General features: G+C 52.7%; 19 protein-coding genes and 1 pseudogene. 18 read left to right on the forward strand and 2 right to left on the reverse strand.

Annotated features, from left to right (window positions below; translation table 11 throughout):
• Nucleotides 1-126: 126 nt before the first annotated feature.
• Nucleotides 127-1419 carry a Glu/Leu/Phe/Val family dehydrogenase gene (locus ACTID9_RS13295; RefSeq protein WP_441071869.1) on the forward strand — a complete coding sequence of 431 codons (1293 nt, stop codon included), beginning with the start codon at nucleotides 127-129 and terminating at the stop codon, nucleotides 1417-1419.
• Between the two features lie 70 nt (nucleotides 1420-1489).
• On the opposite strand, the gene ACTID9_RS13300 is transcribed toward ACTID9_RS13295, so the two are convergent.
• Complete coding sequence (locus tag ACTID9_RS13300; RefSeq protein WP_441071870.1) at nucleotides 1490-2458, reverse strand: asparaginase; 969 nt, start codon at nucleotides 2456-2458, stop codon at nucleotides 1490-1492.
• 84 nt (nucleotides 2459-2542) lie between these two features.
• On the opposite strand from ACTID9_RS13300, the gene prsW reads away from it, so the two are divergent.
• The 3 genes from prsW to ACTID9_RS13315 all read left to right on the forward strand — a co-directional run bounded on the left by prsW (nucleotide 2543) and on the right by ACTID9_RS13315 (nucleotide 4339).
• Complete coding sequence (gene prsW / locus ACTID9_RS13305; RefSeq protein WP_441071872.1) at nucleotides 2543-3202, forward strand: glutamic-type intramembrane protease PrsW; 660 nt, start codon at nucleotides 2543-2545, stop codon at nucleotides 3200-3202.
• 41 nt (nucleotides 3203-3243) lie between these two features.
• A complete protein-coding gene (locus tag ACTID9_RS13310) occupies nucleotides 3244-3405 on the forward strand; it encodes a hypothetical protein (RefSeq protein WP_354092162.1) in 162 nt (53 codons plus the stop codon).
• A 163-nt stretch (nucleotides 3406-3568) separates the two neighbouring features.
• Complete coding sequence (locus ACTID9_RS13315; RefSeq protein WP_441071874.1) at nucleotides 3569-4339, forward strand: DeoR/GlpR family DNA-binding transcription regulator; 771 nt, start codon at nucleotides 3569-3571, stop codon at nucleotides 4337-4339.
• Here ACTID9_RS13315 and ACTID9_RS13320 read toward each other — a convergent pair.
• Complete coding sequence (locus tag ACTID9_RS13320; RefSeq protein ID WP_441071876.1) at nucleotides 4314-4643, reverse strand: hypothetical protein; 330 nt, start codon at nucleotides 4641-4643, stop codon at nucleotides 4314-4316. The two genes, ACTID9_RS13315 and ACTID9_RS13320, sit on opposite strands and share 26 nt — an antisense overlap.
• A gap of 145 nt (nucleotides 4644-4788) precedes the next feature.
• On the opposite strand from ACTID9_RS13320, the pseudogene ACTID9_RS13325 reads away from it, so the two are divergent.
• The 14 genes and pseudogenes from ACTID9_RS13325 to ACTID9_RS13390 all read left to right on the forward strand — a co-directional run.
• A pseudogene (locus ACTID9_RS13325) lies at nucleotides 4789-5157 on the forward strand (cell wall hydrolase); the annotation flags it as partial.
• A gap of 27 nt (nucleotides 5158-5184) precedes the next feature.
• Entirely contained in the window at nucleotides 5185-6558 is a 1374-nt protein-coding gene (gene ypeB / locus ACTID9_RS13330; protein WP_441071878.1) for a germination protein YpeB, read from the forward strand.
• Nucleotides 6559-6663: 105 nt separating this feature from the next.
• Entirely contained in the window at nucleotides 6664-7350 is a 687-nt protein-coding gene (locus ACTID9_RS13335) for a flagellar brake protein (protein ID WP_441071880.1), read from the forward strand.
• A gap of 30 nt (nucleotides 7351-7380) precedes the next feature.
• Entirely contained in the window at nucleotides 7381-7578 is a 198-nt protein-coding gene (locus ACTID9_RS13340) for a hypothetical protein (RefSeq protein ID WP_441071882.1), read from the forward strand.
• A gap of 11 nt (nucleotides 7579-7589) precedes the next feature.
• The gene (gene cmk / locus ACTID9_RS13345; RefSeq protein ID WP_441071884.1) at nucleotides 7590-8267 is read left to right on the forward strand and encodes a (d)CMP kinase; all 678 of its coding nucleotides are present in this window, start codon (nucleotides 7590-7592) and stop codon (nucleotides 8265-8267) included.
• Nucleotides 8264-8860, forward strand: a complete 597-nt coding sequence (locus ACTID9_RS13350; protein ID WP_441071885.1) for a lysophospholipid acyltransferase family protein — start codon at nucleotides 8264-8266, stop codon at nucleotides 8858-8860. The genes cmk and ACTID9_RS13350 overlap by 4 nt, the downstream gene beginning before the upstream one ends.
• 166 nt (nucleotides 8861-9026) lie before the next feature.
• Entirely contained in the window at nucleotides 9027-10190 is a 1164-nt protein-coding gene (gene rpsA, locus ACTID9_RS13355; protein WP_441071887.1) for a 30S ribosomal protein S1, read from the forward strand.
• A 122-nt stretch (nucleotides 10191-10312) separates the two neighbouring features.
• Nucleotides 10313-11374: a type 2 isopentenyl-diphosphate Delta-isomerase gene (gene fni / locus ACTID9_RS13360; RefSeq protein ID WP_441071889.1), complete on the forward strand. Its 1062-nt coding sequence runs from the start codon at nucleotides 10313-10315 to the stop codon at nucleotides 11372-11374.
• A gap of 74 nt (nucleotides 11375-11448) precedes the next feature.
• Entirely contained in the window at nucleotides 11449-12084 is a 636-nt protein-coding gene (locus ACTID9_RS13365) for a YphA family membrane protein (protein ID WP_441071891.1), read from the forward strand.
• Between the two features lie 9 nt (nucleotides 12085-12093).
• Nucleotides 12094-13002 (forward strand): YIEGIA family protein, encoded by a 909-nt coding sequence (locus ACTID9_RS13370; RefSeq protein ID WP_441072583.1) that lies wholly within the window; start codon nucleotides 12094-12096, stop codon nucleotides 13000-13002.
• A gap of 3 nt (nucleotides 13003-13005) precedes the next feature.
• Nucleotides 13006-13188: a capping complex subunit for YIEGIA gene (locus ACTID9_RS13375; protein ID WP_441071893.1), complete on the forward strand. Its 183-nt coding sequence runs from the start codon at nucleotides 13006-13008 to the stop codon at nucleotides 13186-13188.
• 105 nt (nucleotides 13189-13293) lie between these two features.
• Entirely contained in the window at nucleotides 13294-14607 is a 1314-nt protein-coding gene (gene der, locus ACTID9_RS13380; protein ID WP_441071895.1) for a ribosome biogenesis GTPase Der, read from the forward strand.
• A gap of 16 nt (nucleotides 14608-14623) precedes the next feature.
• Nucleotides 14624-15235: a glycerol-3-phosphate 1-O-acyltransferase PlsY gene (plsY, locus tag ACTID9_RS13385; protein ID WP_441071897.1), complete on the forward strand. Its 612-nt coding sequence runs from the start codon at nucleotides 14624-14626 to the stop codon at nucleotides 15233-15235.
• A 12-nt stretch (nucleotides 15236-15247) separates the two neighbouring features.
• A complete protein-coding gene (locus ACTID9_RS13390) occupies nucleotides 15248-16276 on the forward strand; it encodes an NAD(P)H-dependent glycerol-3-phosphate dehydrogenase (protein ID WP_441071898.1) in 1029 nt (342 codons plus the stop codon).
• Nucleotides 16277-16297 lie beyond the last annotated feature (21 nt).

The following is a 16297-nucleotide window of genomic DNA, read 5'->3' on the forward strand; positions in this document are numbered from 1 at the left end:
TGTGATTGCAAGAGTTTTCTGAAATGAGCGAAACTATGTGCGGTGTAATTTAATGCTTCTCTTTCCCCAAGCAAGCGTGTATACTTAACGATGGATTGACCGATTACATTTTTGAGGTGGTACAAAATGGGTAATCACGAAGTGGTAACCGGAAACACCCAAGGTACGGAGAAGCAACCGGAGAGTCTGAATCTCCTAACTTCGACGCAAACGGTGATCAAAGAGGCGTTAGAGAAATTAGGTTACCAAGAATCGATGTACGAACTGTTGAAGGAGCCGTTGCGCGTACTAACTGTTCGTATCCCAGTTCGCATGGATAACGGTGAGGTAAAAGTATTTACAGGCTATCGCGCACAACATAATGATGCTGTTGGCCCAACAAAAGGAGGAATTCGCTTCCATCCTGAGGTTACAGAGGATGAAGTGAAAGCGCTCTCTATTTGGATGAGCCTCAAAGCCGGTATCGTTGATTTGCCATACGGCGGCGGTAAAGGCGGCATCATTTGCGATCCTCGCGAGATGTCTTTCCGTGAATTAGAGCGTTTGAGCCGCGGTTATGTTCGTGCGGTGAGCCAAATCGTTGGCCCGACCAAAGACATTCCTGCACCAGACGTATTTACAAACTCTCAAATCATGGCGTGGATGATGGACGAGTACAGCCGCATTCGCGAGTTCGATTCGCCAGGCTTCATCACCGGCAAGCCGATCGCACTTGGCGGTTCGCACGGCCGTGAAACGGCTACGGCAAAAGGGGTAACCATCTGCATCCGCGAAGCGCTGAAACGCCGCAACATCGACCTGAAAAACGCCCGCGTGGTGGTACAAGGGTTCGGTAATGCCGGAAGCTACCTGTCCAAGTTCCTGCACGATGCAGGTGCAAAAGTGGTCGGTATCTCCGATGCGTACGGTGCCTTGCATGATCCAAACGGCCTGGATATCGATTACCTGCTGGACCGCCGCGATTCGTTCGGCACTGTCACCAAGCTGTTCACCAACACGATTACGAACAAAGAACTGTTGGAACTGGACTGCGACATTTTGGTCCCTGCAGCGATCGAGAACCAGATCACTGCGGAAAATGCGCATAACATCAAAGCTTCCATCGTTTGCGAAGCAGCAAACGGCCCGACGACTTTGGAAGCAACCAAAATCCTTACCGAGCGCGGCATCCTGCTGGTGCCTGACGTACTGGCAAGCGCTGGTGGCGTAACCGTTTCGTACTTCGAATGGGTACAAAACAACCAAGGCTACTACTGGACGGAAGAAGAAGTGGAAGAGAAGTTGGAGAAAGTGATGGTCAAATCCTTCGAAAACGTATATTCCCTTTCCCAAACTCGTCGTGTCGACATGCGTTTGGCTGCTTACATGGTGGGCGCCCGCAAAATGGCAGAAGCATCCCGCTTCCGCGGCTGGGTCTAAACCTGAACGAAAAAAACCTCTCATGGCGTGATCCTGAGAGGTTTTTTTGTTTGCCGTTCATATAAAAGGATCAGTGCTCGAACATTTCTTGCAGTTGCTTGAAATCGTTTGTCGTCTGGAGAGCCACCATCAGCTTCAGGCGCGCTTTTTGGCCATTCAGCCCGTTGGAGAAGATGACGCCCAATTGTTTCAGCTTTTTGCCGCCGCCCTCGTAATCGTACACATCTTGCACTTGTCCGTTAAAGCAGCGCGAAACCATGACGATCGGCGTTCCTTTTGCAATCAATTGCGCGAGGACAGGGACGATCGCAGGCGGGAGGTTGCCGAGTCCCAACGCTTCGATGACGACGCCGTCAATCGCGTCATCAAGCAAAAATTGCAGCCAGCGCGGGTCCATTCCGGCAACCGCTTTGCAAAGCGGAATATTCGCATTTGCGTGAGCAATTGTATAATGCTCGCGATCCAATGGCGCATGATGGTAGTGGACGTGCTTTTTGCTGATGGTACCGATCGGTCCGTACTGCGGTGACTGGAACGTCGCCACATTGCTCGTATGCGTTTTGGTCACATGTCGAGCGGCGTGGATTTCATCATTGAAGACGACGAGGACGCCTTTTCCTGCGCTCGCCGGGTCAATCGCGGTACGAACGGCGGAAATCAAATTGACAGGCCCGTCCGCTCCCAGCTCATTGCTGGATCGCATCGCGCCGGTTACGACGACAGGCAGTGTCAACGAAAGGGTGAGATCGAGAAAATAAGCTGTCTCTTCCAGCGTATCCGTTCCGTGGGTGACAACCACACCATCATACTCGTGTGCGGCTGTTTCTTGTTCAATCAACTGGCGGAGCTGGTTCATGACAGCAGGGGTCATGTGAGGGCTGGGCAAGTTCACGTAGTTCATCATTTTCACTTCTGCCAATTGATGAAGGTGAGGGAGTATTTTGGTAACGGCTTCATCATCAAGCGGTTTTACGCCCTCTGCTTCATCCACGGACATGGCAATGGTCCCGCCCGTGTTGATCACCAGTACTTTTTTCATTCCATTCTCTCCTGTTGCCAGTTTTAAAAAACTAATCTACATGGTACGATGAAAGCACGTATATGTAAAGGAGTCATTTTCACTATGCTTGCAATCGTGGGAGCTGCGATCGCGCCGGGCATTGCGATTTTAAGCTACGTGTATTTGCGCGATCATTTGCAGCCGGAACCGATTTCCATGGTGGTACGAACCTTTTTGTTCGGGATTCTCCTCGTCTTTCCCATCATGCTCCTTCAGTATATTATTCAGAATGAATGGGACTTGAATCAGGCGTTTTTTCAAGCGGTCATCTCGTCCGCATTGATTGAAGAATTTTTCAAGTGGCTGGTGGTGTATCATTCGGCCTACAAACATGTGGAGTTTGACGAGCCATACGACGGGATTGTCTATTCGGTTGCGGTATCATTAGGGTTCGCCACCCTGGAAAATTTGTTTTACCTGATTTTGAACGGGTTGGACGTTGCCTTTTGGCGTGCGCTGCTGCCTGTGTCGAGCCATGCTTTGTTTGGCATTTGGATGGGGTATTACATGGGGCTCTCCAAGTTTACCAAGCCAGGCAAAGCCAAATCGATCCGGCTTGTCGTTTCGCTGTTGTTGCCGATCGTGCTGCACGCGAGTTACAACCTGATCTTTTTAACGACGGACTATTGGCTGTGGCTGATCATTCCGTTCATGGTGATTTTGTGGTGGAATGGTTTGAAAAAAGTGCGTTTGGCTCATGAGTTCGCTTCTAAAAACGGGTAGTCTCGTCCATACTAGGAAAGTGAATAAGGAGGAGACTTACCGTGTTTAAGACGCAGCGAACAAAAGTGATGATACGGTGTAACGAATGTGGAGAAAAATTCACCTTGCGCGGAAAAAAAGGAAGCGAAGGCAAGGTGGAAACGGGCTTTAAGCAGTGTTTGTGCAGCAATGACCGTTATTTTGACATTGAAGAATTACCATAGGCAAAAACCGATACGAAACGGCTTTTACGCGAAACGCAGCGGAAAGTCGTTTTTATTTGCTTGCAATTGCTTGTTATCACTTAAAAAATATTGAAAAATCACTTACAATCGCTTATTCTGAAGATGAAGCAGCAAGCTGTTACGAAAAGAGGTTGAAGGTCACATGTTTCAGGAAGAACGGCTTGTCGAGATCGTACGCGATTTGCAGGAGCACCAGCGCATCAGCGTGCAAGAGATCATGGACCGCTACGGCGTTTCGCGCGATACGGCAAGGCGCGATCTGGTAAAGCTCGAGGAGCAGGGGGCCATCCTGCGGACGCGGGGCGGTGCCATATTGCCCACATTGACGAAAAAATCAGTCCATTACAAGGAGCGCATGCAGCTCGAGTCCGACGTGAAACGACTCATCGGGCAACGCGCAGCTTCCCTGCTGAAAGATGGCGACTATCTGATCATGGATGCCTCGACCACCGTGCAATTTGCGGCGGAGGCGATGCAGACCCGCGATCATGTCGTCGTAACCAATTCGATCGCCACGGCGAACATTTTGGCGGAGAAACCTTCTGTAAGCATCTACATGCTCGGCGGGCTGCTGCAGGCGCAAGATCGCTATGTCCTTGGGCCGCGCTCGATCGAAATGCTCGCGGATTATCAGGTGGACAAACTGCTGATCGGCGTTTGCGGTCTCACGGCGGACGGAATTTTTCACGCGACAGAGGAAGAGAGCTACCAGCTCCGCGAAATGCTGAAATGCGCTGACCAGGTGATCGTGCTCGCGGATCATACCAAATTCGGCCTGAAGCTGTTCCATAAAGTGGCCGGCCTGGATCGGATTGATCTGATCATCACGGACCGTCCGCCCCATGAGGACATTTTGGCCGCGTTGCGAAAGCATGAAATCGAGCTGTTCATCGTGCAACATGAGCAAGAATAATACCGGATATGCTGCCTGTGATGGCGTCATGGCGAATCGCCAGCGTGACATCCGGCTCATATATCAAAGGAGCTTCCTTTTTGGGAGGCTTCTTTTTCTTTGCAGCATGGATACGCGGCCCAAGCATGGCGAAAAAATGCGCTGCCCCCGCGTCTTTCCCCATGTGCAGGAAAATGTCGGCGTGCGCCTGTTTTTGCATAATAAGCCAATCAGTCACGAACACTATTTCCATCGACGCTACTTTTTGTAACAGGAGGGATTCTTGCGTGCGCTCGTTACGATGGAAAATCCTTGGGCTCGTCACCTGCCTTGCTCTGGGAGGATTGGCCGGCGTGTATGACATAGCGTCAAAGCAGGGGGAAAAAGGGTCGCTGCAATCGGCGGCGCCTGTGATGGAATGGGCAGCGCCTGCGCAAAAGGCGGGCGCGGCAAACACGCAAAAAGCGTTTCACGCCACAGCGCTTTCGGCGAATGACCGCAAACTCATGGCCAATGCCGTCTACGGCGAGTCGCGCGGGGAACCGTACGTGGGACAAGTAGCGGTGGCAGCCGTCATTTTGAATCGGGTCAAAAGCCCGGCGTTTCCCAATACTGCAGCGGGCGTGATCTTTGAACCCCGCGCCTTCACAGCCGTTGCCGATGGGCAGATCTGGCTTACGCCCAATGAAACGGCAAGCAAAGCGGTCAATGATGCCATCAAAGGGTTGGACCCTACAGGAGGATGCACCTATTATTTCAACCCGCAAACGGCAACCTCCCAGTGGATCTGGAGCAGGCCGCAGGTGAAGAAAATCGGAAAACATATTTTTTGCCGATAGCAAGACATGAGATAGGGGGACAACAGCGTGATCTATGGAGCAACAGCACGGGTACTTCTGCCGGTTGCGATCGTCGCATTGGTCGGAGCAGGCGTTTGGGGATACCAGGAGCACAATGAGAAAAACTCGGTCCTGATCAAAGCGGAAAACCAATATCAACGGGCGTTCCATGACTTGAATTACCATCTCGACAAATTGCAGGACGAACTGGGCAAATCGCTGGTCGTCAACACGCGCAAGCAGATGACACCGTCGCTTGCGAACGTTTGGCGGCTTGCGTATGCGGCGCAAAACGATGTCGGGCAGCTTCCGCTGACGCTGATGCCGTTTAGCAAAACGGAGGAGTTTCTGGCCAAAGTCGCCGACTTTTCCTACGGGGTAGCGGTCCGGGATCTGAATAAACAGCCGCTCACGGAAAAAGAGTACAAAACGCTGGAGAGCCTGTACAAGCACTCCAAGGAAATCCAAAGCGAACTCAACAATGTTCAGACAAAAGTCATCGATAATCAACTGCGCTGGATGGATGTGGAGAGTGCGCTCGCATCGGATGATAAAAAGTCGGATAACACCATCGTCGACGGCTTTCAAACGATTGAAAAACGGGTGAACGAGTATCAGGATTTAGACTGGGGCGTTGCGATCAGCAGTCTGGATCATAAAAAGAAGCAGCGCATCAAGGGGATCGACGGCAAACCGATCACGCCTGAGGAAGCGGGACGCATCGCGCTTGATTTCATCGGCATGCATGGGAAAAACGTCAAAGTCGATGTTGAAAACAACGGGAAGTCCGAGGAATACAGCGCATACAGCGTCCGGGTGACGAGCGGGGAACTGAAAAGCCCGATCAACGTCGAGGTGACCAAGAAAGCGGGAAAAGTCGTCTGGCTGTTGAATGAACGGACGATTGGCAAACCCGCGATCTCGCTCGCGGCTGCGGAAGAGAGCGGGAAAAAGTTTTTGCACGCGCATGACTATCCAAACATGGAAGCGGTCGAAAGCGATTTGTACGACGGCTTGGGCGTCTTCACGTTCGTCCCGAAACAGGACAATGTGCTGATCTATCCGGATGCCGTCACGGTCAAGGTCGCGCTCGATACCGGCGATGTCAACGGGTTCCATGCGACCGAGTATCTGTTCAATCATAAGCAGCGCATTTTGCCCAAAGCAAAGGTGACGCCGGAAAAAGCGCGAACGATGATCAATCCGAAAGTGCGCGTGACCGATCAGCGGATGGCGTTGATCGAAGGTAAGGCGGACGGGAAGGAAGTGTTGTGCTACGAATTCACCGGCCGTTTTGAGAAAGACACGTACATGATCTATATCAATGCGCTCACCGGGGATGAAGAAGAAGTCGTCAAAATGGATGTTCATCGAGGCACGGGGCAGCCGGGAGCAAAGTAGCGAACGCGATGGGGAAGGGGGCCAGCACTCCCCTTCCTCTATTTGCCGTATCGACAAAAAGGCGTGTATAATGGGAGGGGGATTGGAAACGAAGGGGGAAGTACATTGAGCACCTATCCGCAGGTAGGACAGGTCCTACGCATGAATCTCGTTACGCTTCAGGAAGAAAAAGCCAAGCTGGTTTATAAAACGAGAGTATCCGATATAACAGGGGATCTACTTGCTATAGAGGTACCGATCGAAGAGGGGTCAGGACGCGGATACCGCATACCGGACGGGATGGAAGTCAGCATCTGGTTTATGGGAGAAGACGGCTCGCGGTACGATTTTCGATCGGCCATCAGCGGCTATCGAACCGGCAACATACCCGTTTTGCTCGTGAAGCTGCCTCCCTTGCAGGAGATTACCCGCACGCAGCGGCGCAACTACTTGCGGGTCGATGCACAGCTGGAGATCTCGGTCAAAACGACCGATACGGTCCGTAACTACCACTTCCTGGCGAGAACCTCGGATATTAGCGGCGGTGGTCTTTCTTTTACCTGCTCCGACCAATATCGTTTGAAGGAGCACGATCCGCTCATGCTATGGCTGGTTATTCCGTTGAAAAACGGCACGATCATGCATGCGCAGGCCGAAGGGGAAGTGACCCGCCTGAAAAAGCTGGAAGACGTTCCGAATACGCAATGGATTTCCGTCAAATTCGTCAACATTCATGAAAGCGACCAGGCCAAAGTGGTACGAGCCTGTTACGAGCGCCAGCTTGAGCTGCGGAAAAAAGGAATTACCGAATAAGCAGATGGCCTCTTTAAAAAAAGAGGGATCATGATGAAACGTTCGGAAGATTACGAGGCGCGCTTCATCCGTTTATCCACGCGCGTCGAAAAGTTGATTACACGCTTTATCATCGGACTTGTTTTTCTTTTACTTGTCGGACAGTGTGCGGTCCATCTACTCCCCATCCGCTTCTTGCCCAATGAGACGGTCAAATGGGAAGGATCGGCACATATTTTGCAGAAATAGGTGATAGCCAGATGAAAATTGCGATTGACGGCCCTGCTGGCGCAGGAAAGAGCACAGTAGCGAAGCTGGTTGCTGCCAAGTTGCGCTTTGTCTATATTGATACAGGAGCCATGTACCGTGCATTGGCTTGGGCGGCACAGCAGGAGGGACTTGCAGCTGTCGATGAGCATGCGGTTTCCTCGCTTCTGGAAAAAAACCGCATCAGGCTGCAGCGGGACGATCGTGGAGATACACAGCATGTGTGGTGGAATGAGGAAGACATCACCGCAGAGATTCGCACGCCGCAAATCAGTCAGCTTGCCTCCATTGTTGCGGGACATCCGCGGGTGCGCGCGTTGATGCTTGACCTGCAGCGCGCATTGGCGGAGGAAGGCGACGTCATCATGGACGGCCGCGATATCGGCACGCACGTTTTGCCGGATGCGGATGTGAAAATCTTCCTGACCGCTTCGATCGAGGAACGGGCGACGCGCCGCCTGGCAGAGCTTCAGCAAAAAGGGGTGGAAACAACCTTGGAAGCGCTGATGGAGGAGATCGCCGAGCGCGACAAACGCGATTCCGAGCGGGAGGTAGCACCGCTGAAGCAGGCGGAAGATGCGATTTTGGTCGATACGACAGGCCGATCGATCGAGCAAATCGTTGATCAAATACTACATATATGCCAGAAAACAGGTGAGAGCGCGAAATGAGCTATTATACGTTTTTTCGCGGCATCTGCCGCTTTTTGCTTGCGGCATGCTTCCGCTGGCGGGTCATCGGGAGCGAAAACATACCGAAGACGGGTGCGGTCATCTTATGCTGCAATCATATCGGCAATATCGATCCGCCCCTGCTGGGGAGCGGCATCGAGCGCCAGGTGCGGTTTATGGCGAAAGAAGAGCTTTTCCACGTTCCCGTTCTTTCGTTTTTGTTGAAAAAGTTCGGCGCTTTCCCTGTCAAACGGGGAGCGGGGGATCGCAGTGCGATCCGCACGACGCTGAAAATTTTAGAAGATGGCGAGATTTTAGGCATTTTTCCGGAAGGGACCCGCAGCAAAACCGGTGAGCTGGGCCGCGGGCAAAGCGGGACCGCCATGTTTGCACTCAAGTCCCAAGCACAGGTGGTGCCTGTCGCCATCATCGGTCCTTGGCGTTTCCTGAAGCCGATCACGATCATTTACGGCAAGCCGATCGACATGACCGCGCTCCGGGAGAAGAAGGTCGATTCCGAATCGTTGCGGGAAGCGACAGAGCTGATCATGCAGCATATCAAGGAATTGATTGATGCGCATCAGGCAAAATGAATTGGTATTGAAAGCAGGACTTGGAAGTATACTATACATGTCTAGCTGTCAATTTCTTTTGATGAGCGTACGCCATAGGCATAGGCTACCAATATATGCTATCCTAGTAGAGTAAACCTTTTTACAGGATCCTAATTTTTGAAGATGGTCAAGGAGGTTCGTGTTGATGGAAGAGTTTAATAGTGTAGATGTAAAAACTCTCGCGGTTGGAGATGTGGTGAAAGCGAAAGTCACCAAAGTAGAAGACAAGCAAGCTCTGGTGGATGTAGGTTACAAATACGACGGGCTAATTCCGATCAGCGAACTCGCTGCCCTTCACGTTGACAAAGTATCCGATGTCGTTGCGGTTGGCGACGAATTCGAAGTGAAAGTTACCAAGCTCAATGATGAAAAGGAAGAATTGGTTGTATCCAAAAAGGCGGTTGCAGGCGAAAAAGCGTGGGATGACCTCGCAGCCAAATTGGAATCTGGCGAAATCATCGAAGCGGTTGTCAAAGACATCGTGAAAGGCGGCCTTGTCGTCGATGTCGGACTGCGCGGTTTCATTCCTGCGTCCATGGTCGGTCTGTCGTTCATCGAAGACTTCTCCGACTACAAAGGCAAAACCCTCAAGCTGAAAGTGATGGAGCTTGACAAAGAGAAAAACAAGGCGATCCTCTCCCATAAAGCGGTTCTGGAAGAAGAGGCCAAAAATAAAAAACAATCTGTGATCGGTGGCATTCAACCGGGTCAAGTATTGGAAGGCACCGTGCAACGCCTGACGGATTTCGGCGTATTCGTCGACATCGGCGGCGTGGATGGCTTGGTGCACATCTCCGAACTCGCATGGAATCGTGTTGAAAAACCTTCGGATGTGGTCAAGGAAGGCGACAAGGTGCAGGTGAAAGTGCTCAAGGTCGATAAAGACAACGAGCGCATCAGCCTCAGCATTAAAGAAACCCAGCAAGGCCCATGGGCAATTGCCGCAGAGAAATTCAAAAAAGGCGACATTGTCAGCGGCAGTGTCAAGCGTTTGGCAAGCTTTGGCGCATTTGTGGAAATCGCTCCTGGAGTCGAAGGGCTGGTCCACGTATCCCAAATTGCCAACCGTCACGTGAAATCGCCGAACGAGGTGCTGAAAGAAGGCCAAACGGTCAATGTGAAAGTGCTGGAAGTGAATCCGGCTGAGCAACGCGTAAGCCTGAGCATCCGCGCGCTCGAAGAGGAAAAAGTGGAGCAGGCGGAACAAGCGAGCCGCCGTGAACATCAGCAGTTCCAACAGGAGAACAATCAATCGCTTGGCGTTACGTTGGGCGATTTGTTCGGCGATCTGAAGGACAAACTCAAATAAGAAGCGGCGATAATGGGGAGGGGTACGCAAGCGCGTATCCCTTTTCTATTGGAAAACCATCGCTCGATTGTGAACGAAGCCGGTGGCAAACGGGCAACGAGCAGAAAGGCAGGCAATGCAAAATGAGTCGATCGTCACGCAAGCTGGATCATATGGAGCACGCGCTGACTACAGGACAAGCAGGCACAAACGGATTGGAGGACCTTTCATTCATTCCTGATAGTTTACCTAATATATCTTATGTAAACTTATCGATGCAGACGTCCCTTGGATCGTTACAGCTTTCATCACCCATTTTGATTAATGCGATGACCGGCGGTGTGGCAGAAGCGGAGGACATCAACGGCAAGCTGGCCCTAATTGCCCGTGAAAAAGGGTTGGCGATGGCGGTAGGCTCGCAAATGGCTGCGCTGCGTGATCCTTCCTTAACCAAAACGTACCGCATCGTTCGTCAGGTCAACCCGCAAGGCATCGTGATCGCCAATTTGGGGGCGGAGTGTACACTGGAACAGGCGGAGCGCGCCATTGCGATGATTGGGGCGGATGCGTTGCAAATCCATCTGAATGTGATGCAGGAGCTTTTGATGCCCGAGGGAGACCGTACGTTTGAAGGATATTTGGAGGCGATTGCGCGCATTGCCGATCAGCTTACTGTGCCGGTAATTGTGAAAGAGGTTGGTTTTGGCATGGCTCGCACTTCCATCCGCCAGTTGGTGGAAGCGGGGGCAGCCGCCATCGACATCGGGGGTTCTGGTGGAACCAATTTTGCCAAAATCGAAAACAGACGCAATCCGGAAGCGTATGACATGTTCGATACATGGGGACTGAGCACGGTGCAAAGTCTGCTGGAAGCGGGGGAAGTCAACCTCAAAGGCACGTCGCTGATCGCCTCCGGCGGTTTGCGCCACGGACTGGACGTCGCCAAGTCAATTGCGCTCGGCGCATCTGCGGTCGGGATGGCAGGCGTTTTTTTGCGCATGGTGAAGACGATGGACACGCAAGCGTGCCTCGATCGTGTCGACCGGCTGCATCATGAATTAAAAATTGCCATGGTTGCGCTTGGCGCACGAACATTGAGCGAGCTTGGCAGCGCCTCCGTCGTGATCGGCGGTGAAACGGCGCGCTGGGCCGAACAGCGCGCCATTGATTTGCGGCGATATGCGTTGCGCAAAGAACAAATGTAAGGTTTCATTCATGATTGCTTGGCAAATGTGGCATACTTTCAACAGAGTTGCACACTGTTTCCAAGGAGCATGCGATGAACGAGGGAATTGCCGCAATGGTTGTCCAATGGTGCTTGATCTGTCTCGTCTGGATGGGCAGCTATAACCGCTTGCTAGCGCGCTTTCGTTTGACACAGGCAACGACGCTCGCCGTTTTGGCTGCCTGCCTGCTTTCCAGCTTTTCAAACTGGCGCATGTACGTGCTGCCGATTGAAGTGAGTGTCAGCGGAACGATCGTGCCCGTGATGATTTCGGCCTGGATGTGGACGTGTCTGGTTCGTCCGGGACAAGCCAGTTATTTGGCGGCTGCCGTCATCACGATGACGAGCGTGCTTTTTTGTATCAAACGTCTGTTTATTTGGGACCCGGTGCTTATGTTTGCGGATGAGACCGTCATTTTGCCATTGCTGCTGACGGTGCTTGTTTTTTTGTTTGCTCGGCATGCGGAAGAACAGGTGTTTTTATTGTTTTTTTCCGTGACCTTATTTGATATTTCCCACTCGCTTTCTCTGTGGGGAAAGGTTACGCCGTTTGCGATCGGCAGCCCGTTTTGCCAGGATGTCCTGTGGCTGTCCGTTCTGACCTGGTCACTGGCGTGGAGCGTCGTAGCCGCCATCATCCATTCCCGTCTCGTCGGCTCGATTAAATCCAAATTACAATCCCACAGGTGATGCCTTATGATGATGAGCAAAATCGCATCCAGTCCCATGAGCCTGCCGATCATCATCGGCTTCACGGCAGGTGTCGCCTGCCGCTTGCTCATGCTGCGGACCGACTACCGCCAATACCCGACCTATCCGCACGGGCGGATCATTCATATCGCGCTCGGGGTGATCGCCTCGCTGTTAGGAACGGTTTTCGTCCCGTCGCTTTTAAAGCAAGAGTATACGGCGATCACCTTTATCACGCTGGCCGCCCAACAATTCCGCGATGTGCGGAACATGGAGCGCAACACGTTGAATGAAATCGACAAGCATGAGCTTGTGCCGCGCGGAGGAACGTATATCGAAGGGATCGCCATGGTTTTCGAAGGGCGCAATTACCTGGTGATTCTCACCTCACTCGTCAGCACGTTTGCGACCGTGTTTTTTTCCTGGTGGGGCGGGATCATCGCAGCCGTATTGATCATCCTGCTTGCCTTGAAGCTGAAAACAGGCAACAACCTCCATCACATCGCACAAATCGTGCCGGCGAACGTGGTGGTCGACGGGAAAAATCTGCTTGTCGACGACATTTACATCATGAATGTAGGCTCGGCCGATGCGCAGCAACAGCTTGCAACCCATGGCATGGGATTCATCCTCGTCCCCAAAAACGACAACGCCGTGGTGACATTGGCCCATCCGGGACAAAGGCAGGCGATTTTGCACGATGCATCAACGATTTTGGGCGTGTATACCGATGAGGGCGAGCCATCGCTTACACCGCTGATCAAGCGTGATTTGAAGACGGGAAGGCTTGGTGTGTTCCTGCTTCCGATGTCCAGTGATGTGGATATGGCGATGAAAGTCCTTTCCTCGGTTCCCATATTGGAGAGCGCGATTCGGATGCCGAAAAAGGCACAGGCGAAAAAACAGGATGGTGGCTGACGCATGGAAAACCAGATCATAGCGGTTGTGACACTGCAAAAAGAAAAAATCGGGGGCGGCGCGCCGATTTTTGCCGTCGATTCGGCCGATGACTTGCAAAAAGTGGCGTTCACGCTTGAAAAGATTCTCGATGGCATGGTTCACGAAGTTACCGGGGAAACGCTGGTTATCGTCCGCCATCGCTGATCGTACCTTAATTCCTGCTTGCGTTGGGTTTTGTTTACTGTCCCGAGTGTGGTATGATTAGCAGGAATGTCCGTAAATCAGTAGTGAGAGAGAGTGTTGAATACAATGGGATTGCCAGTAGTTGCTATCGTGGGCAGGCCGAATGTCGGCAAGTCCACCATTTTTAACCGTCTTGTAGGCGAGCGGATCGCCATCGTAGAGGATACGCCGGGCGTGACGCGCGACCGTCTTTATAGCAAAGCGGAATGGTTGGACCGCTATTTTCACATCATTGATACCGGTGGGATCGAATTTGGCGACGTGGACGCCATTCTGACCCAGATGCGCTATCAAGCGGAGCTGGCGATTGACGAGGCGGACGTCATCATCATGATGACGGACAGCCGCACGGGTGTGACCGATGCGGACCTCGAGCTTGCGCGCATGCTCAACCGGACGGGCAAACCGATCGTGCTTGGGGTCAATAAAGTGGACAACTTTGAGATGCGCAATGAAATCTATGATTTTTACCAGCTAGGCGTAGGCGAGCCTTTCCCGATCTCGGGCGCCCACGGTCTTGGACTCGGTGATTTGCTTGACGAGGTGATTCGCCATTTTCCGGCGGTAGAGGAAGAGGCGGACGCGGACGATGTCATTCGCGTATCGATTATCGGCCGTCCGAATGTCGGGAAATCTTCCTTGACCAATGCGATTTTGGGCGAAGAACGGGTGATTGTCTCGGAGGTCGCCGGTACTACGCGCGATGCGATCGACACGCCGTTTGAACGGGATGGGCAGGAGTATGTCCTGGTCGATACGGCAGGAATGCGCAAGAAGGGAAAAGTGTACGAATCGACAGAGAAATACAGCGTAATGCGGGCGCTGAAGGCGATTGAGGAGTCCGACGTTGTTTTGGTCGTGATCAACGGTGAAGAAGGAATCATCGAGCAGGATAAAAAAATTGCCGGATATGCCCACGAAGCGGGCCGCGCCGTCATCATCGTGGTCAACAAATGGGACGCCGTGGAAAAAGACGACAAGACGATGCAGCGCTTCACCGAGTTGATTCGCGAAGAGTTCAAATACTTGAGCTATGCGCCGATCCTTTTCGTTTCCGCCAAAAGCAAGCAGCGCGTGCACACGATTTTGCCAAAGGTCAACCAGGTGGCAGAAGCGCACACGATGCGCGTTCCTACAGCGACGCTCAACGATCTCGTGACAGATGCGACGATCATGACGCCGCCTCCATCGGATCGCGGCAAACGTCTCAAAATCAACTATTCGACACAAGTGGCCGTCAAACCGCCAACCTTTGTTTTGTTCGTGAATGATCCAGAATTGATGCACTTCTCTTATGAGCGTTATATTGAAAATAAAATTCGGGAAGCGTTTGTCTTTGAAGGTACTCCGATTCGTATTTTGACGCGCAAAAAGACATAGGGAGAGGAAGAGTCAAATGGGGTTTGCAATTGCGGTCATTCTCAGCTACTTAATCGGTTCCATCAGCTTTAGTTACTTGATTGCAAAACGACTGGCCGGCATTGACATACGGTCCCACGGAAGCGGAAATGCGGGTGCGACCAATACGCTCCGCGTGCTTGGAAAAGGGCCGGGGATCGTGGTGCTGGTGCTCGACGCGTTGAAAGGCCTCGCCGCGATGGGGATTGCGCACTGGATCACCGGTGGCGATCCCGTCGCGTATGCGTTTGCCGGAATATTCGCGATTGTGGGGCATAACTGGCCGATCTTTTTCGGGTTTCGGGGCGGAAAAGGAATTGCGACCACCCTCGGGGTCGCGCTTGGCCTTTCGCCGCTGGCTTTTTTGATCGCGGCGGTCATCACCGTCATCGTGATCGCCATTACCCGTTACGTTTCGCTCGGGTCGCTCGTGTTCGTCACGCTCTTGCCCGTGCTGCTCTGGTTCTTGACCGACCATCCGATCTATCCGTTGGTCAGCTTGCTGATTACGGTGTTTGCCTACATTCGTCATTCCTCCAACATTGTGAATTTGGTGCAAGGAAAAGAACGGAAGCTTGGCGATAAATCCCAACGAACGCCATTACAGTAAGGAGGATGCGTTTTGTCAAAATCAATTGCAGTGATTGGTGCGGGCAGCTGGGGAACGGCGCTCGCCTCGGTATGTGCGGACAATGGACATGACGTCACCCTTTGGGTACGGAGCGCGGAGATCGCTGAACAAATCAATGTACGGCATACGAATGAAAAATATTTACCCAACGCGGTGTTGCCGGAAGCGATCCGGGCATGCACCGATCTGGCGGAAGTCGTGTCAGGCAAAAAGTTTGTGCTGCTCGTCACACCGTCGCATGCGATGCGTGCCGTGGTCAGACAGCTGGCTCCCTATTTGGAGCCGGACGTCCTGTTGATCCATGCCACGAAAGGGCTGGAGCAAGATACGTTGAAGCGGATGTCTGAGGTCATCGCGGAGGAAGTGCCTGCGGAGATTGCCGAGAAAATCGTCGTACTGACGGGGCCGAGCCATGCGGAGGAAGTGATCCGGCGCTCGCCCACCACCGTCGTGGTTTCCTCGAAATCGCACGACGCGATGCTCACGGCGCAAGATTTGCTGATGAACGGAGCGTTCCGCGTATACACGAATGCCGATATGATCGGCGCGGAGATTGCCGGTTCGTTGAAAAACATCATCGCGCTTGGCGCCGGATTGTCCGATGGTCTCGGCTTCGGCGACAATGCCAAAGCAGCGCTTTTGACACGGGGACTCGCGGAAATTGGCCGGCTCGGCGTGAAGATGGGGGCAAACCCGTTGACATTTTCCGGTCTTGCCGGTGTGGGCGACCTCGTGGCGACATGCACGAGCAAGCACAGCCGCAACTGGCGGGCAGGCTATCTTCTCGGACAAGGGAAGACGGTTGAAGAGGCGTTGGCGGAGCTGGTCATGGTCGTAGAAGGCGTACGCACAACGAGCGCCGCCAAGACGCTGGCTGAACGGGAAGGCGTCGAAATGCCGATTACGCGCGGGATTTACAGCGTTTTGTTCGAAGGGAAGTCTGTGCGGCAAGTGGTCGAGGAACTGATGGGCCGCGGACGCACCTTTGAGATGGAAGATATTATCCGCTACCGGATGTAGCGCGAAAACCTTTGCTTTCGG

Source organism: Brevibacillus fluminis, from assembly GCF_052072235.1.
GTDB lineage: Bacteria > Bacillota > Bacilli > Brevibacillales > Brevibacillaceae > Brevibacillus_D > Brevibacillus_D fluminis_A.